22 protein-coding genes and 1 pseudogene are annotated in these 23,105 nt (G+C 57.6%); 18 read left to right on the forward strand and 5 right to left on the reverse strand.

Annotated elements, in window-relative coordinates; genetic code table 11:
• The 4 genes from V1599_RS04100 (at position 1) to psiE (ending at position 4,060) form a co-directional block, all read left to right on the forward strand.
• Entirely contained in the window at positions 1–639 is a 639-nt protein-coding gene (locus V1599_RS04100; protein ID WP_112012104.1) for a YjbF family lipoprotein, read from the forward strand.
• Positions 636–1,373 carry a capsule biosynthesis GfcC family protein gene (locus tag V1599_RS04105; protein ID WP_112012105.1) on the forward strand — a complete coding sequence of 246 codons (738 nt, stop codon included), beginning with the start codon at positions 636–638 and terminating at the stop codon, positions 1,371–1,373. The genes V1599_RS04100 and V1599_RS04105 overlap by 4 nt, the downstream gene beginning before the upstream one ends.
• Positions 1,373–3,469 (forward strand): YjbH domain-containing protein, encoded by a 2,097-nt coding sequence (locus tag V1599_RS04110; protein ID WP_395301056.1) that lies wholly within the window; start codon positions 1,373–1,375, stop codon positions 3,467–3,469. Before V1599_RS04105 ends, V1599_RS04110 begins: the two co-directional genes overlap by 1 nt.
• Before the next feature lie 180 nt (positions 3,470–3,649).
• Complete coding sequence (gene psiE, locus V1599_RS04115) at positions 3,650–4,060, forward strand: phosphate-starvation-inducible protein PsiE (RefSeq protein WP_112012107.1); 411 nt, start codon at positions 3,650–3,652, stop codon at positions 4,058–4,060.
• A 93-nt stretch (positions 4,061–4,153) separates the two neighbouring features.
• On the opposite strand, the gene malG is transcribed toward psiE, so the two are convergent.
• The 3 genes from malG to malE form a co-directional block, all read right to left on the reverse strand.
• Positions 4,154–5,044: a maltose ABC transporter permease MalG gene (malG, locus tag V1599_RS04120; protein ID WP_395301057.1), complete on the reverse strand. Its 891-nt coding sequence runs from the start codon at positions 5,042–5,044 to the stop codon at positions 4,154–4,156.
• Between the two features lie 14 nt (positions 5,045–5,058).
• Positions 5,059–6,603, reverse strand: coding sequence for a maltose ABC transporter permease MalF (malF, locus tag V1599_RS04125; RefSeq protein ID WP_395301058.1), 1,545 nt, complete (start codon positions 6,601–6,603; stop codon positions 5,059–5,061).
• A gap of 64 nt (positions 6,604–6,667) precedes the next feature.
• Positions 6,668–7,858 (reverse strand): maltose/maltodextrin ABC transporter substrate-binding protein MalE, encoded by a 1,191-nt coding sequence (gene malE, locus V1599_RS04130; RefSeq protein ID WP_395301059.1) that lies wholly within the window; start codon positions 7,856–7,858, stop codon positions 6,668–6,670.
• A 370-nt stretch (positions 7,859–8,228) separates the two neighbouring features.
• Here malE and malK point away from each other — a divergent pair, with 370 nt between their 5' ends.
• From malK to ubiA, 5 genes are all read left to right on the forward strand, one after another.
• Positions 8,229–9,338, forward strand: coding sequence for a maltose/maltodextrin ABC transporter ATP-binding protein MalK (gene malK, locus V1599_RS04135; RefSeq protein ID WP_112012111.1), 1,110 nt, complete (start codon positions 8,229–8,231; stop codon positions 9,336–9,338).
• Between the two features lie 71 nt (positions 9,339–9,409).
• On the forward strand, positions 9,410–10,753 hold the full coding sequence (locus V1599_RS04140; protein WP_112012112.1) for a maltoporin: 1,344 nt from the start codon (positions 9,410–9,412) through the stop codon (positions 10,751–10,753).
• Between the two features lie 113 nt (positions 10,754–10,866).
• Positions 10,867–11,811 (forward strand): maltose operon protein MalM, encoded by a 945-nt coding sequence (malM, locus tag V1599_RS04145; RefSeq protein WP_112012113.1) that lies wholly within the window; start codon positions 10,867–10,869, stop codon positions 11,809–11,811.
• Between the two features lie 179 nt (positions 11,812–11,990).
• Entirely contained in the window at positions 11,991–12,488 is a 498-nt protein-coding gene (gene ubiC, locus V1599_RS04150) for a chorismate lyase (protein ID WP_395301060.1), read from the forward strand.
• A gap of 12 nt (positions 12,489–12,500) precedes the next feature.
• Positions 12,501–13,370, forward strand: coding sequence for a 4-hydroxybenzoate octaprenyltransferase (gene ubiA, locus V1599_RS04155; protein ID WP_297122564.1), 870 nt, complete (start codon positions 12,501–12,503; stop codon positions 13,368–13,370).
• 76 nt (positions 13,371–13,446) lie between these two features.
• On the opposite strand, the gene plsB is transcribed toward ubiA, so the two are convergent.
• Positions 13,447–15,867, reverse strand: coding sequence for a glycerol-3-phosphate 1-O-acyltransferase PlsB (plsB, locus tag V1599_RS04160; RefSeq protein WP_112012116.1), 2,421 nt, complete (start codon positions 15,865–15,867; stop codon positions 13,447–13,449).
• A 153-nt stretch (positions 15,868–16,020) separates the two neighbouring features.
• Between plsB and V1599_RS04165 the strand changes: the two genes are divergently transcribed.
• From V1599_RS04165 to V1599_RS04185, 5 genes and pseudogenes are all read left to right on the forward strand, one after another.
• A complete protein-coding gene (locus V1599_RS04165) occupies positions 16,021–16,389 on the forward strand; it encodes a diacylglycerol kinase (protein WP_112012117.1) in 369 nt (122 codons plus the stop codon).
• 108 nt (positions 16,390–16,497) lie between these two features.
• On the forward strand, positions 16,498–17,106 hold the full coding sequence (gene lexA / locus V1599_RS04170) for a transcriptional repressor LexA (protein ID WP_112012118.1): 609 nt from the start codon (positions 16,498–16,500) through the stop codon (positions 17,104–17,106).
• Positions 17,107–17,171: 65 nt separating this feature from the next.
• A complete protein-coding gene (gene dinF, locus V1599_RS04175; protein WP_395301061.1) occupies positions 17,172–18,497 on the forward strand; it encodes an MATE family efflux transporter DinF in 1,326 nt (441 codons plus the stop codon).
• Positions 18,498–18,505: 8 nt separating this feature from the next.
• Positions 18,506–18,577: pseudogene (locus V1599_RS04180) on the forward strand (hypothetical protein); the annotation flags it as partial.
• A 48-nt stretch (positions 18,578–18,625) separates the two neighbouring features.
• Complete coding sequence (locus V1599_RS04185; protein WP_297122561.1) at positions 18,626–18,835, forward strand: CsbD family protein; 210 nt, start codon at positions 18,626–18,628, stop codon at positions 18,833–18,835.
• Between the two features lie 67 nt (positions 18,836–18,902).
• On the opposite strand, the gene zur is transcribed toward V1599_RS04185, so the two are convergent.
• A complete protein-coding gene (gene zur / locus V1599_RS04190; protein WP_112012121.1) occupies positions 18,903–19,418 on the reverse strand; it encodes a zinc uptake transcriptional repressor Zur in 516 nt (171 codons plus the stop codon).
• Between the two features lie 114 nt (positions 19,419–19,532).
• Between zur and V1599_RS04195 the strand changes: the two genes are divergently transcribed.
• From V1599_RS04195 to pspG, 4 genes are all read left to right on the forward strand, one after another.
• Entirely contained in the window at positions 19,533–20,021 is a 489-nt protein-coding gene (locus tag V1599_RS04195) for a cupin domain-containing protein (RefSeq protein WP_395301062.1), read from the forward strand.
• Between the two features lie 195 nt (positions 20,022–20,216).
• A complete protein-coding gene (locus V1599_RS04200) occupies positions 20,217–21,503 on the forward strand; it encodes a conjugal transfer protein TraF (protein ID WP_395301558.1) in 1,287 nt (428 codons plus the stop codon).
• Between the two features lie 82 nt (positions 21,504–21,585).
• A complete protein-coding gene (dusA, locus tag V1599_RS04205; RefSeq protein WP_395301063.1) occupies positions 21,586–22,581 on the forward strand; it encodes a tRNA dihydrouridine(20/20a) synthase DusA in 996 nt (331 codons plus the stop codon).
• Positions 22,582–22,718: 137 nt separating this feature from the next.
• Positions 22,719–22,961 carry an envelope stress response protein PspG gene (pspG, locus tag V1599_RS04210; protein ID WP_112012125.1) on the forward strand — a complete coding sequence of 81 codons (243 nt, stop codon included), beginning with the start codon at positions 22,719–22,721 and terminating at the stop codon, positions 22,959–22,961.
• Positions 22,962–23,105: the final 144 nt, after the last annotated feature.

The raw sequence follows: 23,105 nt of genomic DNA on the forward strand, positions 1-23,105 counted from the left end.
GTGAAGCGACCTGCAATCATTCTGATTTGCCTGCTGCTGCAGGCGTGCTCGGCCACCACTAAAGGGCTGGGACATTCCCTGTGGGAAAGCCTGTTCGGCACGCCCGGCGTGCATCTGACCGATGACGAACTGCAAAACATGCCTTATGCCAGCCAGTACATGCAGCTTAACAACGGGCCGCAGCTGTTTGTGGTGCTCGCTTTCGATGAAAACGGGCAGCAGAAATGGGTGACGCAGGATCAGGCTACCCTCGTGACGCAGCATGGGCGCATCGTGAAAACGCTGCTGGGCGGTGACAACCTGCTGGAGGTGAACAACCTCGCAGCCGATCCGCTTATCAAGCCAAATCAGATTACCGACGGCGCGGGCTGGACGCGCACGATGGGCTGGACCGAGCACAAGCAGGTGCGTTACGCCACGGCCCGCTCGGTCTTCCGCTGGGACGGCACGGACAGCGTAAAGGTCGGCAGCGACGAAACCCGGGTCCGCGTGCTGGATGAAGAGGTCACGACCGACCAGGCGACGTGGCACAACCGCTTCTGGGTGGATGATGAAGGGCAAATCCGCCAGTCCTTGCAGTATCTCGGCGCCGATTTCTTCCCGGTGAAAACCACCCTGATCAAGGCGGCGAAATCATGAAAAAGCTCATCTCTGCGGCGCTCATCGCGAGCCTTGCCGCGCCGCTGGCGTGGTCGGCGGGAACGGTAAAGGTCTACACGCCGGACGGTGAAAAACCGAAAACCTTAACCAATGCCGGGCACTTGCTCGATCTCGTCGGCCAGCCGCGGCTTGCCAACAGCTGGTGGCCGGGCGCGGTGATCGCCGAGCGGCAGGCGAGCGTAGCGGCAGAACAGCAGCATAACGCCCTGCTGGCCAGGCTGACGGGGCTCGCCGGGCAGGAAGACGGCGACGACGCGGCGGCCATTAACGCCCTGCGCCAGCAGCTTGCGGCGGTGAAGGTCACCGGGCGGCAAAAGGTGAACCTTGACCCGGACGAGGTGCGCGTGGCGGAGATCGGCAATCCGGCGCTTGAGGGCGAATACACGCTCTGGCTTCCGGCGAAGCCCTCCACCGTGACCGTGATGGGGCTGATAAGCAGCCCCGGCAACAAGCCCTTCACGCCGGGGCGCGACGTGGCGAACTACCTTGACGAGCAAAGCCTGCTCAGCGGCGCGGATAACAGCTACGCGTGGGTGATCTACCCCGACGGGCGCACACAAAAAGTACCGGTAGCCTACTGGAATAAGCGCCACGTTGAGCCCATGCCCGGCAGCATCATTTTTGTCGGTTTTGCCGACCACTTCTGGACGAAGGCCTATGACGGCATTAACGCCGATATCCTTCGCTCCCTGACGCAGCGGATACCGGATTAATGAAAAAAACCTACTTCTACAGCATGCTGGCGCTGTGCGTAAGCGCGGCCTGCCATGCCGAAACCTTTCCGGCGCCCATTGGGCCCTCGCAGTCTGACTTCGGCGGCGTGGGCCTGCTGCAAACGCCCACCGCACGCATGGCCCGCGAGGGCGAGCTGAGCCTTAACTACCGCGACAACGATCAGTACCGCTACTATTCCGCCTCCGTACAGCTGTTCCCGTGGCTCGAAACCACCCTGCGCTACACCGACGTGCGCACAAAGCAGTACAGCAGCGTGGAGTCATTTTCCGGCGATCAGACCTATAAGGATAAAGCCTTTGACCTGAAGCTGCGCCTGTGGGAAGAGAGCTACTGGATGCCGCAGGTCTCCGTCGGCGCGAAGGATATCGGCGGGACCGGCCTGTTTGATGCGGAATACGTTGTCGCCAGCAAGGCATGGGGGCCGTTTGATTTCTCGCTCGGGCTGGGCTGGGGCTATCTCGGCACCAGCGGCAACGTAAAAAACCCGTTCTGTTCCTACAGCGACAAATACTGCTACCGCGATAACAGCTATAAGAAAGCCGGTTCGATTAACGGCGACCAGATGTTCCACGGTCCGGCGTCGCTGTTCGGCGGCGTCGAGTATCAAACGCCTTGGCAGCCGCTGCGCCTGAAGCTGGAGTATGAAGGGAACGATTACAGCCAGGAGTTTGCCGGGAAGATTGAGCAGAAGAGCAAGTTTAACGTCGGCGCCATTTACCGCGTCGCCGACTGGGCCGACGTTAACCTCAGCTACGAGCGCGGCAATACCCTGATGTTTGGCTTTACGCTGCGCACCAACTTCAACGACATGCGCCCGCACTACAACGACAACGCGCGGCCGAAATACCAGCCGGAGCCGCAGGATGCGATCATTCAGCACTCCGTGGTGGCGAACCAGCTGACGCTGCTGAAATACAACGCGGGCCTGGCGGATCCGAAGATCCAGACCAAAGGCGATACGCTGTACGTCACCGGCGAGCAGGTGAAATACCGCGACTCGCGAGAAGGGATCGAACGCGCCAACCGGATCGTGATGAACGATCTGCCGGAAGGGATCCGCACGATCCGCGTGACGGAAAACCGCCTCAACCTGCCGCAGGTGACCACTGAAACGGACGTTGCCAGCCTGAAGCGCCACCTTGAGGGCGAGCCGCTGGGGCACGAAACCGAGCTGGTGCAGAAGCGCGTTGAGCCGGTGGTGCCGGAGACCACCGAACAGGGCTGGTATATCGACAAATCCCGCTTCGATTTCCACATCGATCCGGTGCTTAACCAGTCCGTTGGCGGCCCGGAAAACTTCTACATGTATCAGCTGGGCGCGATGGCGACGGCGGATCTGTGGGTCACCGACCACCTGCTGACCACCGGCAGCCTGTTCGGCAACATCGCCAACAACTACGACAAGTTCAACTACACCAACCCGCCGAATGATTCAAAACTGCCGCGCGTGCGGACCCGCGTGCGGGAATACGTGCAGAACGACGTCTACGTTAACAACCTGCAGGCCAACTACTTCCAGTACTTCGGCAACGGCTTCTACGGCCAGGTCTACGGCGGCTATCTGGAAACGATGTTCGGCGGCGCGGGGGCGGAGGTGCTTTATCGCCCCGTCGACAGCAACTGGGCGTTCGGTATTGACGCCAACTACGTGAAGCAGCGCGACTGGCGCAGCGCGCAGGACATGATGAAGTTCACCGACTACAGCGTGAAAACCGGCCATCTGACCGCCTACTGGACGCCGTCGTTTGCGCAGGACGTGCTGATCAAAGCCAGCGTCGGGCAGTATCTGGCAGGCGATAAGGGCGGCACGCTGGACATCTCGAAACACTTCGACAGCGGCGTGGTCGTGGGCGGCTATGCCACTATCACCAACGTGTCGCCGGACGAATACGGGGAAGGGGATTTCACCAAAGGGGTGTATGTCTCGATTCCGCTGGATCTCTTCTCGTCAGGCCCAACCCGCAGCCGCGCGGCCGTGGGCTGGACGCCGCTGACCCGCGACGGCGGCCAGCAGCTTGGGCGTAAGTTCCAGCTGTATGACATGACCAGCGATAAAAACGTTAATTTCCGCTGATGCCCCTCACCCTAACCCTCTCCCCAAAGGGGAGAGGGGATCGCCCGGAGCCGTGTTTTCTCCCTCGCGCCTTTAGGGAGAGGGAATCCTCTCCATTGCTTCAAACATAAACAAAAAATATAGATCCCCGTCACACTTTTGCGTTATACAGGAACCTCGCCCTGAAGAATGAGGTGCCGTATGTCATCCCTGACGCGTCCGCGCGTTGAGTTTATCTCAACGATCCTCCAGACCGTGCTGAACCTCGGTCTGCTGAGCCTTGGCCTGATACTGGTCGTTTTTCTCGGCAAAGAGACGGTGCATCTGGCGGATGTGCTGTTCGCCCCCGAGCAAACCAGCAAATACGCGCTGGTGGAAGGCCTGGTCGTCTACTTCCTTTACTTCGAGTTTATCGCCCTGATTGTGAAGTATTTTCAGTCCGGCTTTCACTTTCCGCTGCGCTATTTTGTCTACATTGGGATCACCGCGATTGTGCGGCTGATCATCGTCGATCATAAATCCCCGCTCGACGTGCTGATCTACTCGGCGGCGATCCTGCTGCTGGTCATTACCCTTTGGCTGTGTAACTCGAAGCGCCTGAAGCGCGAATAAAAAAAGGGCGCTCCGAAGAGCGCCTAACAGTCACAAGGTGGTTCAATACAATACGTCTAAAGTTGAGGGTTGCAGTGGCATTACAGATGAAACTTAACCTTTCACACCGCCCGCCGTCAGGCCGTTAACTAGCCAGCGCTGGGCCAGCAGGAACACCACGGTGATCGGGATGGCGGAGAGCACGGCCGCTGCGGCAAAGTCGCCCCACAGGTAGTTTTGCGGGTTGAGGTATTGCTGCATACCCACGGCCAGGGTGTAGCTGTTCACGTCGCGCAGCAGCAGCGACGCGACCGGAACTTCGGTAATTGCGGCGATAAACGACAGGATAAATACCACCGCCAGAATCGGCACCGACAGCGGCAGCAGCACCAGGCGGAACGCCTGCCACGGGGTTGCGCCATCCAGCGCCGCCGCTTCTTCCAGCGAACCGTCGATAGTTTCGAAGTAGCCTTTAATGGTCCACACGTGCAGGGCGATGCCGCCAAGATAGGCGAAGATCACGCCGCCGTGGGTATTCAGGCCGATAAACGGCACGTACTGGCCCAGGCGGTCAAACAGGGCGTACAGCGCAACCAGCGAGAGGACCGCCGGGAACATCTGGAAAATCAGCATCCCTTTCAGCAGCACCGCTTTCCCCGGGAAGCGCATGCGGGCGAAAGCGTATGCGCAGGTGGTAGAGAGCGTGACGATGCCAATTGCGGTGATGCCCGCAATTTTCACCGAGTTCCACAGCCACAGCAGCACCGGAAACGGCGGCGGGGTTACGCGACCGTCGGCGTGTTCCACGCTGAAGCCCAGCGCCAGCTTCCAGTGCTCCCAGGAGATTTCATCCGGGATCAGGCTTCCGGTCGCAAAGTTACCGGAGCGCAGGGAGATGGCGATAACCATCAGCAGCGGGAACATAATCGCGGCGATGAAAATCAGCAGGCCTAAGTGCGTCGCCAGGAGGCGCAGCTTTTGAGATTTGGGTTGTACCATAGACATAGTCAGCGCCCTCCTTAGTCGAATTTCATGCGCGTAGCTTTCAGGTTCACAATCGCCAGCGCGCCTACCAGCAGGAAGATCAGCGTGGCAATCGCGGCCGCCAGGCCGAAGTCCTGCCCGCCGCCCCCTTCAAAGGCGATGCGGTAGGTGTAGCTCACCAGAAGGTCGGTATAGCCTGCTGGCGTGGTGGTACCCAGACGGTCCGGGCCGCCGTTGGTCAACAGCTGAATCAGCACGAAGTTGTTAAAGTTAAAGGCAAAGCTGGCGATCATTAGCGGCGTCAGCGGCTTGATGAGCAGCGGCAGCGTAATCTTGAAGAAGTTCTGGAACGGACCTGCGCCGTCCATCGCCGAGGCTTCGTACAGGTCGTCCGGAATCGCCTTCAGCAGGCCCATGCACAGGATCATCATGTACGGATAGCCCAGCCAGGTATTGACGATGATAATCATCGAGCGGGCGGTGGTCGGGTCGCTGAACCAGGCCGGCTTGATGCCGAACAGCGCGCTCAGCATCATGTTGATTTCACCGAAGCTCTGGTTAAACAACCCTTTGAAGATCAGAATCGAGATAAACGACGGTACGGCGTACGGCAGAATCAGCAGCACGCGGTAAATCGCTTTGCCCTTCAGGGACTCCCACTGCACCAGACACGCCAGCACCATGCCCACCGCAACGGTCAGGATCACCGTCAGCACCGAGAAGACCACGGTCCAGACAAAGATGGCGAAGAACGGCTTCTGGATGCCTTCGTCGGTAAATACGCGGGTAAAGTTGTCCCAGCCGATGGTGACGGTGTAGCCCGGGCTGAGCTTGTCATCGCCCCATTTGCCGTCGGCAGTGATGGACTGATAGAAGCCGATATCGTTGTTCGGACGGTACTTCACGCCGCTCTGGTTGTTGGTGAGCGTGCCGTCATCCGCCAGGGTGTAGAGCGGCTGCGTGCCGGAGAACTGGCGCAGCGAGCTCATGGTCACTTTGCTCTCGTCCGGCAGTACGGCGGTAAGCTGGGTCAGCGCCTGACGGTTCTGGGTAATGACGCGCAGGTTGGCGCGTTCGCCTTCCGGCAGGGCGGTCGCCTCTTTTAAGGCCAGCTTCTGCTCGCCGCCGAATTTGAACGCGTCAGAAATAAACACCTTCTGCGTCTCCTGGTCCGTGAGCGCGAGCTTCCACTCATCACCCGCAGGATAAAGGCCGAAGTTAAACGTTTTGCCCGCCTGATAGGACCGGTCCAGAAGCACCTGGGTGGCGCGCTCCTGTGCAAGCTGGTTGGTACTGCTGTAGTTGGTGAACGCAATGGCGATGGTGCAGATCAGCGGGAACAGGACAAACAGCCCCATTCCGGCCACGCCCGGATAGACATAGCGCCAGGCATAGGCTTTGCGGTTAGCGAAAATATACAGGCCAGCAGAGCTTAAAATCAGCGTCATGATGGCGAACAGATATTCCCCCTGCACGTACATTAAAACAACAAGGTAACCCACCAGCAGACACAGCAGACCTATCACTGACCACTTCAGCGCGTCGCTTTGCCACCAGCGTTTCTTTTTAATGACATCCATGGGGTTCTTCCTCTACAGCATGTGATCTTTTCTCCCTCTCCCAAAGGGAGAGGGAACTACGGCATTACTTGGTAATACGACCCTGTGCATCCTTCAGCGCGGCGTCGACGGTCTGACGACCGCTGGCAGCATTGATTACCGCGGTACGGGTGGCGTACCAGAACGCGGCCATCTGAGGGATGTTCGGCATGATTTCGCCTTTCTGGGCGTTATCCATGGTGGCCGCAATACGCGGGTCTTTCGCCAGCTGATCCTGGAAGGATTTCAGCGCGACGGCGCCCAGCGGTTTGTCCTTGTTCACTTCATCCAGACCCTGATCGGTCAGCAGGTAGTTTTCCAGGAACTCTTTCGCCAGCTCTTTGTTCGGGCTGGCGGCGTTGATGCCCGCGCTCAGCACGCCCACGAACGGTTTAGACGGCTTGCCTTTGAAGGTTGGCAGCAGCGTCACGCCGTAGTTAACTTTGCTCTTATCAATGTTGGTCCAGGCCCACGGACCGTTGATGGTCATCGCGGTTTCGCCCTTGTTGAACGCCGCTTCCGCGATGGAGTAATCGGTATCCGCGTTCATGTGTTTGTTCTTGATAAGGTCAACCAGGAAGGTCAGGCCCGCTTTCGCGCCCGCGCTGTCCACGCCGACGTCCTTCACGTCGTATTTGCCGTTTTCAAACTTGAACGCGTAACCGCCGTCGGCAGCAATCAGCGGCCAGGTGAAGTACGGTTCCTGCAGGTTGAACATCAGCGCCGATTTGCCTTTCGCCTTCAGCTCTTTGTCCAGCGCCGGGATCTCTTCCCAGGTTTTCGGCGGGTTAGGCACCAGGTCTTTGTTGTAAATCAGCGACAGCGCTTCAACGGCGATGGGGTATGCAATCAGCTTGCCGTTATAGCGAACGGCGTCCCAGGTGAACGGGAACAGCTTGTCCTGGAAGGCTTTGTCCGGCGTCACTTCAGCCAGCAGGCCAGACTGCGCGTAGCCGCCGAAACGGTCATGCGCCCAGAAGATGATGTCCGGACCGTCGCCCGTCGCCGCGACCTGCGGGAACTTCTCTTCCAGCTTGTCAGGGTGCTCAACGGTGACCTTGATACCGGTGTCTTTCTCGAATTTTTTGCCCACTTCGGCCAGGCCGTTATAGCCTTTGTCGCCGTTAATCCAGATAACCAGCTTACCTTCTTCAATTTTGGCGAGAGCCGGTGCGGAAATCATCATTGCTGCCAGGGCGGACAATGCGAAAACGCGTGCGCCAGTCTTGATCTTCATATCTGCCATCCTTTTTGGTGATGTGCTCGTGGATACATGAGGTGGTTCAACGTGGCTCAGTCTCCTTATTTGACATCCTCTTTCCATCCTCCCGGCCCCTACGCCCCACCCCCGCGTTGTGTGATCTCCGTTGCATAAATTTAAGTTATGAGTGCTGGCGCACATAAAACCCCTCTGAATTTTGCAGGCGGGGTCACGATTTTCGCCTCAGCCTGCCAGATGCGGTCGCAGAGCGTCATCTCTCATCCTCCCGCCTCCTCCCCCATAAAAAAGGCGGGGGGTGGAGGATTCACGAAAGTAATGGATACCCCATAGTGAACTTATGTTGAATGTTTCTGTCGGTGACAGGTTGTAACGAAGGGAGAAGGGCATGGCGAGCGTACAGCTACGTAATGTAACGAAGGCCTGGGGCGACGTAGTGGTGTCTAAAGACATCAATCTGGACATCCACGAAGGTGAGTTCGTGGTGTTCGTGGGTCCTTCAGGCTGTGGTAAATCTACCCTGCTGCGTATGATTGCCGGTCTTGAAACGATCACCAGCGGCGATTTGTTTATTGGTGATGCCCGGATGAACGACACCCCGCCAGCCGAGCGCGGCGTGGGCATGGTGTTCCAGTCTTATGCGCTTTATCCCCACCTGTCCGTTTCCGAGAACATGTCTTTCGGCCTGAAGCTGGCCGGTGCGAAGAAAGAGGTTATCAACCAGCGCGTGACCCAGGTCGCCGAGGTGTTACAGCTGGCGCACCTGCTGGAACGCAAGCCGAAAGCGCTCTCCGGCGGCCAGCGCCAGCGCGTGGCGATTGGTCGTACGCTGGTGGCAGAGCCGCGCGTGTTCCTGCTCGATGAACCCCTTTCCAACCTGGATGCCGCCCTGCGCGTCCAGATGCGTATCGAAATTTCCCGTCTGCACAAGCGTCTTGGCCGCACGATGATTTACGTCACCCACGATCAGGTCGAGGCGATGACCCTGGCCGATAAAATTGTGGTGCTGGACGCCGGCCGCGTGGCGCAGGTGGGTAAACCGCTGGAGCTGTATCACTACCCGGCAGACCGCTTTGTTGCGGGCTTTATTGGCTCGCCAAAGATGAACTTCCTGCCCGTCAAAGTGACCGCAACGGCGATTGAACAGGTACAGGTCGAGCTGCCAAACCGCCAGCAGGTCTGGCTACCGGTGGACAGCGCGAACGTACAGGTCGGGGCAAATATGTCCCTCGGCATTCGTCCGGAACATTTGCTGCCGAGCCACATCGCGGATGTGACCCTCGAAGGTGAAGTTCAGGTCGTCGAACAGCTTGGTCACGAAACACAGATTCATATCCAGATCCCCGCCATCCGTCAAAACCTGGTCTACCGCCAGAATGACGTGGTGTTGGTAGAAGAGGGTGCCAAATTCGCTATCGGCTTGCCGCCAGAGCGCTGCCATCTGTTCCGTGAAGATGGCTCCGCATGTCGTCGGCTGCATCAAGAGCCAGGCGTTTAAGCAATCCCAAAAGAAAACACGAAGCCGACAGGTGAAGTGTTCAAAGAAAAGCAATGATCTCAGGAGATAGAATGATGATTACTCTGCGCAAACTTCCTCTGGCAGTTGCCGTCGCAGCGGGCGTAATGTCTGCTCAGGCGCTGGCAGTGGATTTCCATGGTTATGCTCGTTCCGGTATCGGCTGGACGGGAAGTGGCGGCGAACAACAATGTTTCCAGGCAACGGGTGCACAAAGTAAATACCGTCTCGGTAACGAATGTGAAACCTATGCCGAACTGAAGCTGGGCCAGGAAGTATGGAAAGAAGGCGATAAGAGCTTCTATTTCGATACTAACGTCGCGTACTCCGTGGCGCAGCAGAATGACTGGGAAGCGACCGATCCCGCGTTCCGTGAAGCTAACGTGCAGGGTAAAAACCTGATTGAATGGCTGCCGGGCTCTACCATCTGGGCCGGTAAGCGCTTCTATCAGCGTCACGACGTTCACATGATCGACTTCTACTACTGGGATATCTCTGGTCCTGGTGCGGGTCTGGAAAACATCGACGTCGGCTTCGGTAAACTCTCTCTGGCAGCAACCCGTTCTTCTGAAGCGGGCGGCTCTTCCTCCTTCGCCAGCAACAGCATTTATGATTACACCACGCGCACCGCGAACGACGTCTTTGACGTGCGTTTAGCGCAGATGGAAGTTAACCCGGGCGGCACCCTGGAGCTGGGCGTTGACTACGGCCGTGCCAACCCGCGTGATGACTATCGCCTGGTTGACGGCGCGTCTAAAGACGGCTGGATGTTCACCGCTGAACACACCCAGAGCATGCTGAAAGGCTACAACAAGTTTGTGGTTCAGTACGCCACCGACTCCATGACCTCTCAGGGTAAAGGCCTGTCTCAAGGTTCTGGCGTAGGCATTGACGGCAACTCCGGCTTTGCGTATGACATCAACAACAACGGCAGCCTGCTGCGTATCCTCGACCACGGTGCAATCTCCCTGGGCGATAGCTGGGACCTGATGTACGTCGGTATGTATCAGGACATCGACTGGGATAACAACAACGGCACCAAGTGGTGGACCGTGGGCGTACGTCCAATGTACAAATGGACGCCAATCATGAGCACCCTGCTGGAAGTGGGCTACGACAACGTCAAATCCCAGGAAACTGGCGACACCAACAACCAGTACAAAATCACCCTGGCACAACAGTGGCAGGCTGGCGACAGCATCTGGTCTCGTCCGGCTATCCGCGTCTTCGCAACCTACGCGAAGTGGGATGAGAAGTGGGGCTACGACTACAACGGTAACCCAGGAAATAACCCTAACTACGGTAAAGCGTTTAAAGATGGCTTCAACGGCGGTTCCTTCGGCCGCGGCGACAGCGACGAGTGGTCCTTCGGCGCCCAGATGGAAATCTGGTGGTAATCCCGTCTTAACCTGACGTAATGACCAAACTGAGGGGCGAAAGCCCCTCAATCCTTGGGGCAGCGCGCTATTGCCTGGCTACCGCTGAACCCGTGCTTTCTGAGGTGATAACAATGAAAATGAACAAAACTCTCCTTGCCGTTTGCCTGTCTGCAGGCCTGCTGGCGAGCGTACCTGCCGTTACGCTGGCTGACGTGAATTTCGTCCCCCAGAACACGACCTCCGCACCGTCTATTCCTGCCGCGTCGCTCCAGCAGCTCACCTGGACGCCGGTCGATCAATCTAAAACGCAGACCACCCAGCTTTCAACGGGCGGCCAGCAGCTGAACGTGCCGGGCATCACCGGCCCGGTTGCCGCCTATAGCGTTCCGGCCAACATTGGCGAGCTGGCCATTACCCTGACCAGCGAAGTGAACAAACAAACCAGCGTGTTTGCGCCGAACGTGCTGATTCTCGATCAGAACATGACGCCATCGGCGTTTTTCCCAAGCGAATACTTTACCTACCAGGAGCCGGGCGTGATGAGCGCTGACCGCCTGGAAGGGGTGATGCGCCTGACGCCTGCGCTGGGACAGCAAAAACTCTACGTGCTGGTCTTTACCACCGAGCAAGATCTGCAGAAAACCACCACATTGCTCGATCCGGCAAAAGCCTATGCGAAGGGTACCGGCAACGCCGTGCCGGATATTCCGGACCCGATTGCCCGCCACGTGACCGACGGAACGCTGAAGCTGAAGGTGAAAACCAACAGCGGCTCCAGCGTGTTGGTTGGCCCGCTGTTTGGCTCCTCCGGCAATGGTCCTGTGACCGTGGGCAACACTGCCGCACCGGTTTACGCCGCACCGGCTGCCCCTGTCGCCGCCGCGCCAGCCGCTGCGCCGGCGAAGAAAGCGGAGCCGGTACTGAACGACACCGAAGCATACTTCAACAACGCGATTAAGCAGGCCGTGAAGCGCGGCGATGTCGATAAGGCGCTGAAGCTGCTTGATGAGGCCGAACGTTTAGGTTCAACCACTGCCCGTTCCACCTTTATCAGCAGTGTAAAAGGCAAGGGGTGATCGTCTCCCCGCAGTGCTGATTTGTTAGTTTTAGTGCGCCTGAGTGGGCGCACTTTTTTTCATGCCGTCCGTGTCTGTTGCACCGTTGTTGCGATAGTGATCGTTAAATAACGTTTGACCGCCCCCAAGCCGCGTTTCTGCGATACAATGCCATTACGTTATGTATCGGAGAGTCTGGCATGTCACACCCTGCGCTAACGCAATTGCGTGCGCTGCGCTATTTAGACCACATACCCGCGCTTGAACCGGCGCAGCTTGACTGGCTGCTGCTGGAAGATTCCATGACAAAACGTTTTGAGCAACAGGGTAAAACGGTCACGGTGACGATGATCCGCGAAGGATTTGTCGCTGCCGATGAGGTTGCCAGCGAGCTGCCGCTGCTGCCGTCTGAAGAACGCTACTGGCTGCGCGAGATCCTGCTCTGCGCTGACGGCGAGCCGTGGCTTGCCGGACGGACGGTGGTACCAGAATCCACCCTTTCCGGGCCCGAGCTCGCGCTGCAGCGGCTGGGAAAAACGCCGCTGGGGCGCTATCTTTTCACCTCGTCCGAGCTTACCCGAGATTTCATTGAGATTGGTCGCGATGCCGATCTGTGGGGGCGCCGTTCCCGCCTTCGCCTGAGCGGTAAGCCGCTCATCCTGACGGAACTGTTTTTACCAGCATCGCCGCTGTACTAAGAGGAAGAGAAAATGGAGTGGAGTCTGACGCAGAACAAGCTGCTGGCCTTTCACCGCCTGATGCGCACGGATAAACCGATCGGCGCGCTGCTGCTGCTGTGGCCGACCCTGTGGGCGCTGTGGGTTGCTACGCCGGGCGTACCGCCCCTGTGGATCCTGGCAGTGTTCGTTGCGGGCGTTTGGCTGATGCGCGCGGCGGGCTGCGTGGTCAATGACTATGCGGACCGCAAGTTTGACGGGCACGTGAAGCGCACGGCCCATAGACCGCTGCCGAGCGGCCAGGTTTCCGAGAAAGAGGCCCGCACGCTGTTTGTGGTGCTGGTGCTGCTCTCCTTCCTGCTGGTGTTAACGCTTAACACCATGACCATTCTGCTTTCGGTTGCCGCACTGGCGCTGGCCTGGGTGTATCCGTTTATGAAGCGCTACACCCATCTGCCGCAGGTGGTGCTGGGCGCTGCGTTTGGCTGGTCGATCCCGATGGCGTTTGCCGCGGTGAGCGAATCTGTGCCGCTGAGCTGCTGGCTCATGTTCCTGGCCAACATTCTCTGGGCCGTGGCGTACGATACGCAATATGCCATGGTTGACCGCGACGACGACCTGAAGATCGGTATCAAATCGACGGCGATTTTGTTCGGGCGTCAGGACAAGCTGATCATCGGTATTCTGCAGGTTGCGGTGCTGGCGCTGATGGTGGCCATTGGTCGCCTTAACGGCCTGAACTGGGAGTTTTACTGGTCCGTGCTGGTGGCGGGGCTGCTGTTTGCGTATCAGCAAAAGCTGATTGCGAAGCGGGAACGCGAAGCGTGCTTTAAGGCGTTTATGAACAATAACTACGTGGGCCTGGTGCTGTTTTTGGGGCTGGCGATGAGTTACTTTTCATAAAAGTACGGCAGCCGAATGGCTGCCGTTTTGTTTTCTCCCTCTCCCCGTGGGTGAGGGCATCAGTCCGCTGATAACATCACTCGCCCTGCGTCGAGCTCTCAATCGTTAAACGCACGTCGGCGGTAATCAGCTCTGCCAGCATCTGATAGATCTTCATCGTCTCTTCCGGCTCGGCATCGCCCGTGTCGCTAATGAACCCTTCGTCACGCAGCGTCAGCACCAGCGAGCTGAACACCGCCTTGTCAAAGAACTCAGGCGCATTGATACCGTGCAGAACGGAGAGGCGCTGTGCCAGCGTGCGGCTCTCTTTTTCCAGCGTGCCGCGGTTAATGGACGGATTCGCGCTCAGCAGCCAGAAGGTGATGGCGTAGCGTTGCAGCGTTTCGCGCGCGCCAGCGGCCAGCAGCTGCAGAGTTCTGGAGCGTGACGGGTTGATGAGCAGCTCGTTCTCATTAACCGTAATCAGCCCCTGACGACGCATCTCTTCCGTCATCTTAGCCAGCTCGGCGGCCAGCTCGTCTTTGCTCCAGCGCAGGAACAGCTCCGCTTTCAGCATCGGATAGATGGCTTCAATGTGGCGTAACAGCTCCTGATGCGAAATGCGGCGGTGCTGGGTCAGAATGGCGGCCATCAGGGACGGCAGCATCAGCATATGCGTGATGTTGTTGCGATAGTAGGTCATCAGCACCGCCTGCTCGCGCGGCAGAATGATGATGTCACCAATCGTATCCTTCTCGACTTCAAACTTGTTCATCTGCAGCGCGTGGTCGATAAGCTCGCTGGCGGTAGCAGAAGGAACGGTCGAATCGACGGAGTACGGCACGTTGCGCATGATGCTCAGGTAGCAATCGAGCTGCTCGGTCAGCTGCTCGCGGGTGAGCGAGCGCTGGCGCGAGGCCAGAAGCGCCGTGCAGCACAGGTTCATGGCGTTTGCCGCACCGGCGCTGTTGATACGCACCATCAGCTCTGACGCAATGCCGTTGACGGTCGGCGTCAGCCACGCTGGACGCACCGCTTCGATGGGATCGATGGATTCACGCCACTCGGGAACGTGGGTATTCAGGTACGTCATCAGCGGCATTGGCTCGCCGAAGTTCACGTAGCCCTCGCCCAGGTTGCGCAGCTTGCTGAGGCCGCGCAGCATCTGCGGCAGGCTCTCTTTCTCTTTGGTTGCCCCGCGCAGCTCTTTGGCGTAGGTGCCCACTTCCATCACGTGCTCATAGCCAATATAGATTGGCACCAGTGTGATAGGGCGCGTACCGCCGCGCAGCATCGCCTGGATAGTCATCGACAGCGTGCCGGTCTTTGGATCGAGCAAACGTCCGGTGCGGGAACGTCCGCCCTCGACGAAGTATTCTACGGAATAGCCGCGGCTGAAAAGCTCGCCGAGGTATTCACGGAAGACGGTCGAGTAGAGCTTGTTGCCCTTAAAGGTTCGACGAATAAAGAATGCGCCCAGGCGGCGGAAGATCGGGCCCGCTGGCCAGAAGTTCAGGTTAATACCGGCCGCAATATGCGGCGGCACCAGCCCCTGGTGGTAAAGCACGTAGGAGAGCAGCAGGTAGTCCATATGGCTACGGTGGCAAGGCACGTAGACAATTTCATGGCCGTCATGTGCCAGCTGGCGCACGCGCTCGGCGTTATGGACGTTAATCCCCTGATAGAGCCGGTTCCAGGTGAAGCCCAGAATGCGGTCAGACAGGCGAATCATCTCGTAGGAGAAGTTCGCGGCGATCTCTTCCATCAGCGCGATGGCGTTCTGCTGGGCCTTCTCGTGGGAGATTTTCTTGCTGCGCGCCTCGTCTTCGACGGCGCGGGCAATCGCTTTAGAGGCCAGCAGCTTGTTGAACAGATCCTGGCGCGCAGGCAGGCGAGGGCCAACCGCGGCGAGACGCTGACGCGCAAAGTGCATACGCGCCACGCGCGCGAGCTTTTGTGCGATGATCTTGTCCGTTCCGTGCTCGTCCGCCATGCGGCGCAGCGAAACAGAAGGGGAGAAACGCACGAAGCTGTCGCGTCCCAGCCAGGAGACGGCGAAGAATTTTTGAATGCCGTTAAGCATGCGCAGCGGCGGATTCTCTTCACCCTTTTCACGGCCCGGTCGGCGGCCAAACATCACGGAGACCGGCACCATCTGCACGTCCAGATCGGGATTGCTGCGGTGCAGATCGAGGTAGTCGTGGAACAGCTTGATCGACTCTTCTTTCGGCGTGTAATAGGTAAACACGCGCGGCCCGCCGTGAATGAACACATAGCGCGGCAGCAGCGTACCGTCGACTTCCAGCGGTTCAAGCGGGTCAGGCAGATCGTGCGCCAGGCACTGCGCGCGAAGCGTTAACAGGTCAGCCTTCGAGTTATAAGGCAAAACGTACATAATGGGGCGCGAGGTATCGAGCCCTAATTCCAGCGCGGGTTCTGCTGGGATAGACTTACTTTTTACCAGTACGCTTAATGGTAAATTAAGTAATTTGTAGTAAATTCGTGGCCAGCCGGACATAAACGATGTAAAGCCTCTGGTTAATAATGCAATTGCGGCGCAAGGATAACAGAAAGCGCGCAAAATTTCTGTTGTTACCCGTCATACTTCAGGTGGCAGCAAACGCGCTGCGGCTGTAGTTATTGACGCTCTTTCCAATAAAAGGTTCTTTTAATGGCCAATAATACCACTGGGTTAACCCGAATCATCAAAGCCGCCGGCTATTCATGGAAAGGTTTCCGTGCCGCATGGCTCAATGAAGCCGCTTTTCGCCAGGAAGGGGTCGCCGCTATCGTCGCGGTTATCATCGCCTGTTTCCTGGATGTTGATGCAATAACTCGCGTACTTCTCATCGGTTCGGTGCTTTTGGTGATGATAGTGGAAATTCTCAATAGCGCTATTGAGGCGGTTGTTGACCGTATCGGTTCCGATTTCCACGAGCTTTCCGGACGCGCAAAAGACATGGGGTCTGCTGCTGTACTGCTGGCGATTATCGTCGCGGCGATAACCTGGGTCACGCTGCTTTGGTCGCATTTCCGATGAGCCTCGAGAAATAATTAAGTCCCTGGTTTTTTGTGCAGTTTTTGGTTCCAAATTCGCCTTTGACTGTATATACTCACAGCATAACTGTATATACACCCAGGGGGCGGAATGAAAGCGTTAACGACCAGGCAGCAAGAGGTGTTTGATCTCATCCGGGATCATATCGGCCAGACGGGTATGCCACCCACGCGTGCGGAAATCGCGCAGCGTCTGGGCTTCCGTTCTCCAAACGCTGCCGAGGAACACCTGAAAGCGCTGGCACGTAAAGGCGTGATTGAGATCGTCTCCGGCGCGTCTCGCGGTATTCGTCTGCTTGTCGAAGAAGAGACGGGTATTCCGCTGGTTGGCCGCGTTGCAGCCGGTGAGCCGCTGCTGGCGCAGCAGCATATTGAAGGCCACTATCAGGTCGATCCTGGGATGTTCAAGCCAAGCGCTGACTTCCTGCTGCGCGTTAGCGGGATGTCCATGAAAGACATCGGGATTCTTGACGGTGACCTGCTGGCCGTTCACAAGACGCAGGACGTGCGCAACGGGCAGGTTGTTGTCGCGCGTATTGATGACGAAGTGACCGTTAAGCGCCTGAAAAAACAGGGCAACACCGTGCAGCTTCTGCCGGAAAACAACGAGTTCACGCCGATTGTGGTAGACCTGCGCGAACAGAGCTTCTCCATCGAGGGCCTGGCGGTTGGCGTTATCCGCAACGGCGAATGGCTGTAATCTCTTCCTGACGGGCTGCGGTTTCTCCGCGGCCCGTTTCGTATTATCGTCCCCGGTATTTTCCCATGTCTCTGCTGACGGCTTCCGATAAAGCATTGTGGCGTCTTGCGCTGCCGATGATCTTCTCCAATATCACCGTTCCTCTCCTGGGGCTTGTTGATACGGCGGTGATTGGCCACCTTGACTCTCCCGTGTATCTGGGCGGCGTCGCGATTGGCGCAACGGCGACCAGCTTCCTCTTTATGCTGCTGCTCTTTTTGCGCATGAGCACCACCGGGCTGACGGCGCAGGCGTATGGCGCGAAAGATCCGCTGCGCCTGGCGCGCGCGCTGGTGCAGCCGTTAATCCTGGCGGTGGGCGCAGGAATACTGATTGTCCTGCTGCGCTCTCCGCTTATTGATTTAGCGCTGCATATCGTCGGCGGCAGCGAGGCGGTGCTTGAGCAGGCGAGGCGTTTTCTGGCGATCCGCTGGCTTAGTGCGCCCGCGTCGCTGGCAAACCTCGTTTTGCTCGGGTGGCTGCTGGGCGTTCAGTATGCCCGCGCCCCGGTGATCCTGCTGGTGGTGGGCAACCTGCTTAATATCGTCCTCGATCTGTGGCTAGTCATCGGCCTGCACATGAACGTGCAGGGAGCGGCTCTTGCGACGGTAGTGGCGGAGTACGGCACGCTTCTCATCGGATTAGGGATGGTCTGGCGCGTGCTGGCGATGCGCGGGATCTCGGTTGCGCTGCTGAAAAAGGCCTGGCGCGGCAATATTCGCAAGCTGCTGGCGCTCAACCGCGACATCATGCTGCGTTCGCTTCTGCTACAGCTGTGCTTTGGCGCGCTGACCGTCTACGGCGCGCGGCTTGGGCCTGAGATTGTCGCGGTCAATGCGGTTCTGATGACGCTGCTGACCTTTACGGCCTATGCGCTGGACGGCTTTGCCTATGCCGTTGAGGCGCACTCCGGTCAGGCCTATGGCGCAGGGAAAAGCGGCCAGCTGCGCGACGTCTGGCGTGCCGCCTGTCGTCAGGCAGGGCTGGTAGCCCTCGCATTCGCAGTGGTTTACGCCGGTTTTGGCCAGTCAATCGTTGCCTTGCTTACCTCACTGCCCGCGCTGCGTGAACTGGCCGGTCATTACATCGTCTGGCAGGTAGTGTTGCCGGTGGTCGGCGTCTGGTGTTATCTGCTGGATGGCATGTTTATTGGGGCAACGCGCGGGGCTGAAATGCGTAACAGCATGGCGGTAGCGGCGGTCGGGTTTGGCCTTACGTTGCTCACCGTTCCGTACCTGGGCAACCATGGCCTATGGCTCGCGCTGGCCGTTTTTCTCTCCCTGCGCGGGCTGTCGCTGGCCTTTATCTGGCATCGCCACTGGCGCAACAACACCTGGTTTGTGTCTTCGTAATCGTCGCGATGGTTAAAGATTCTGAATATGAAAACGGCCGCCGAATCCTTAACTACAATTATTATCACGTCCAGCAGAAAAGCACGTTACGGACGCTACTCAATGACGCTTAACACGAGGACACGATTATGAATAAAGACGAAATCGGCGGCAACTGGAAGCAGTTTAAAGGTAAAGCGAAAGAACAGTGGGGTAAGCTGACGGACGATGATATGACCGTCATCGAAGGTAAGCGCGATCAGCTTGTCGGGAAAATTCAGGAACGTTACGGCTACGAGAAAGACAAAGCTGAATCCGAAGTGAAAGACTGGGAAACCCGCAACGACTATCGTTGGTAACCCGGTAAACCCGCAGGTACAAGGATGTACTGTCAGAGGGCGGCGCTAAGCCGCCTTTTCTGTATGCCTAGCGCGGTTTCTTCTTTACCAGAATGGAGTGATCGTGCTGGCAAGCATCCTGATGCTTACAGGATTCAACCTCCACGCAGGCTGAACACAGGCCGTGCGCTTCAATCACATTATGCCGCAGGGCAAAGCCCATTCTGGCCGCCAGAGTTTGCATAATGTCCTCCACGCCTTCCGCGCCTTCTTCCTTTACGGCGCCGCAGCGGTCGCAGATAAACATCGCCGACGTATGGGTTGGCTGGTCGAACAGGTGGCACAGCACGTAGCTGTTCGTGGATTCGACCTTATGCACAAATCCTTGTTCCAGCAGAAAATCCAGCGCCCGATAGACGGTTGGCGGTTTCGCCTGCGGCTCGCTTTCGCGCAGCAGGTCGAGCAAATCGTACGCGCTGATGGCGCCCTGTTGCAGGCTCATCAGGCGCAACACCTCAAGGCGCTGCGGGGTCAGGCGCACATTGCGTTGCGCGCACAGCTTTTCAGCTTGCGCTAACAGCTCCTGCGTTGTGGTCTTATCCATTGGGCACCTCGGATGACGTCAGTGATAAAGACTCACTTTATCATGTTCTGCTTAAAACGCCGAGATCCGCCGGGCTGTGCTATACCTGACGCATCACATTCCGGGAAATGACCTATGAAAAGACCTGACTGTATTCGGCACTGGCGCGACGTAGAAGGCGCAGATGACTCCACCTATCCCGACAGCGATGAGCGTTTTTCCATCGGCGCGCCGCTGGCGCGTCAGCTGGGGCTGAGGCGAATGGGTATCCATCACGAGCGCCTCCCGCCCGGCCGACGCACCTCTTATCCGCATGCCGAAAGCGATGAAGAGGAATTTATCTACGTGCTGGAAGGCTATCCTGAAGCCTGGATCAACGGATATCTGTGGAAGCTGGAGCCGGGCGACAGCGTGGGGTTCCCAGCCGGAACGGGCGTTTGCCACACCTTTATCAATAATACCGACGAAGAGGTTCGCCTGCTGGTGGTTGGCGAAGCAAACAAAAAGCACAACCGCATCTACTATCCGCTTAACCCGGTGTATGCGGCAACGCGTGAGGACCGCTGGGTTGATCATCCTCCTCAGTTTTTTGGCCCGCACGACGGAAAACCTGGGCGAAAATAATTTCCTCTTCTATAAATATTGAGGGCCGTCACATATTACAACAGGCCGCACGGGAAATTTAACTTAGGGAAATAGCGGGTCTTTTGCGTCTTATTCACAGCAATAGTTCGTCCCTGTCTGGGTGATAACAGACAGGGGTTAATTCATAACAAAATTTATGACGAGCATACTGTGAAAAAACATTTTAAATTTTCGATGGTTAGCATTGCTGTCTCCTTTTTTATGGCAAATCAGGCGGGAGCAGCCAATACCTGGGCGGAAGCGCGCAGCGACGCGATGGGCGGTACGGGCGTTGCGGCGGGCAGCTACGGCAGCGGGGCGTTAATCAACCCGGCGCTGCTGGCGAAAGCGAAGCCTGATGATGATGTATCGGTGATCTTGCCTTCAGTCGGCGCGCAAATTACCGACAAGGACAATCTTCAGGACGAGATTGATAACATCAACGACAAAATCAATCACTATAAGGACGTGGTGGACAGCCTTACCCCTGGCGAAATCATTACCAACCCGTTAGGTTCAATCAACCAGTTCCAGGGCGCAGCGAAAGATCTCGCTGATGAACTCGACTACCTCAACGGGAAAACCGCCCGCGCCACGGCGGGCGCGGGAATTGCGGTGAGCATTCCTAACGATGTGTTGTCAGTGGCCTTTATGGCGAAAGGCTATGCCCACGGGCGGGTCAGTTCTTCAATCGATCCGCAGGATATTGATTACCTGCGCGGTATTCAAAACAGCGATCTCGTGGCGGCAGGCGTAGCGCTGGATGCTGCGCTCAACGGCACGGACCAAATTACCAAAAATCTCAACTCAACGGCGTCTGGCCGGGCGGCGATTGTCTCCGACTACGGTATTGCCGTTGCCCGTCAGTTTGACCTGGGTGGCGTGCCGGTATCCGTGGGCGTGACGCCGAAGCTGCAGAAAACCTGGGTTTATAACTACACCACGTCCATTTACGATTACGACAGCAATAAATGGAACGATAGCCGCTACCGCACTGACGATACGGGCTTTAACGTTGACGCCGGTATTGCTGCTGATTTCGGTGAGCACTGGACGGTAGGCCTGAGCGGGCAAAACCTGATGTCGCGCGACATCGATACAAAAGATGTCCGTATCCGCAACGGGCGCACAGGCGAAGTGGTGAGCTATAAAGATACGTATCAGATCCGTCCGCTGGTGACCGCCGGTGCGGCCTGGCACAACGATCTCGTGACCTTAACCGCCGACGGCGATCTCACCGAAACCAAAGGCTTCAAGAGCGAAGATACCTCGCAGTACGCGGGCGTCGGTGCCGAGATTACGCCGCTAAGCTGGCTGGCCGTGCGTGCCGGTTTCCGGGCGGATATGAAAGGAAACGACAGCAACGTCTTTACCGGCGGCCTCGGCTTCGCGCCGTTCAACACGGTCCACGTAGACCTGATGGGCCTGTACGGGGAAGACGAAACCTGGGGCGCAGGCGCGCAGCTCAGCATGACGTTTTAAAGTGCACCGGAGGCGCTGCGCCTCCGGCTTTCCTTTGTGCTATAGTAGCGCCCCTTTTCCACCAGATGCTTAAAACTTCGCCATGTCGTCAGAATTACAGACCGCTTTCCCTGCACACCGTTTCTCCATTGCGCCGATGCTCGACTGGACGGACAGACACTGCCGCTTTTTCCTGCGCCAGCTCTCCCGCCACACGCTGCTGTACACCGAAATGGTGACCACCGGGGCGATTATTCACGGTAAGGGCGACTACCTGGCGTATAGCGAAGAAGAGCATCCGGTTGCGCTGCAGCTTGGCGGCAGCGATCCGGCGGCCCTGGCGCAGTGCGCGAAGCTGGCGGAAGAACGTGGTTACGACGAGATCAACCTTAACGTCGGCTGTCCGTCCGACCGCGTGCAAAACGGCATGTTCGGCGCGTGCTTGATGGGCAACGCGCCGCTGGTCGCTGACTGCATCAAAGCCATGCGCGACGTGGTGTCCATTCCGGTGACGGTGAAAACCCGCATCGGCATCGACGACCAGGACAGCTACGCGTTTCTGCGCGATTTCATCGACACGGTTTCAGGGAAGGGCGAGTGCGAGATGTTCATCATCCACGCGCGCAAAGCCTGGCTTTCCGGCCTGAGCCCGAAAGAGAACCGCGAGATCCCGCCGCTGGACTACCCGCGCGTGTACCAGCTGAAGCGTGACTTCCCGCATCTGACGATGTCGATTAACGGCGGCATTAAATCGCTTGAAGAGGCCAAGGCGCACCTGGCGCACATGGACGGCGTGATGGTAGGCCGCGAGGCGTATCAAAACCCGGGCATTCTGGCGACGGTGGATCGTGAAATCTATGGCGTCGAGGGCGCTGATACTGACCCCGTATCCGTGGTGCGCGCCATGTACCCGTACATTGAGCGCGAGCTGAGCAACGGCACTTATCTCGGCCACATTACCCGCCATATGTTGGGCCTGTTCCAGGGCATACCGGGGGCGCGCCAGTGGCGTCGCTACCTGAGCGAGAACGCGCACAAGGCGGGGGCGGACATCGAAGTGCTTGAACACGCGCTGCGTCTGGTTGCCGACAAGCGCTAAATTTCGCTAAAAGATCGTCAAATTCACCACGCCCTGCACAACGTTGCGGGGCGTTTTGCTTTTAGAACAACGAGTTATTTTTGGCACGTTTCTTGTAATGACAACGGTATCATTCGGGATACGCGTGGGAGAGAACCATGTTAGAACTGCTTTTTGTGATTGGCTTTTTCATGATGCTGCTGGTGACGGGCGTTTCGCTGTTCGGCATTCTGGCCGCCATCGTCGTGGCGACGGTAGTGATGTTTATCGGTGGCCTGTTTGCTCTGACGATTAAGCTGCTGCCGTGGCTCCTGCTGGCGGTTGCCGTGGTGTGGGTAATACGGGCGATTAAATCGCCAAAACTTCCTACTTATCAGCGTAATAACCGATTCCGTTACTAAGGTATTGAGGGGTTCGTCACATACCTGCAACTTTTCCGGCAGCGCGGCTAAGAACAGAATAGGATTTACTTATCGAATCTGTCACTATGTCTGCCGCTACAGAATTCATCGAGCTGTACCCTACATACGGCCGAACTAAAAAAA

It is taken from the genome of Enterobacter sp. ECC-175, from assembly GCF_043968675.1.
In the GTDB taxonomy this organism is placed as follows: Bacteria; Pseudomonadota; Gammaproteobacteria; order Enterobacterales; family Enterobacteriaceae; genus Enterobacter.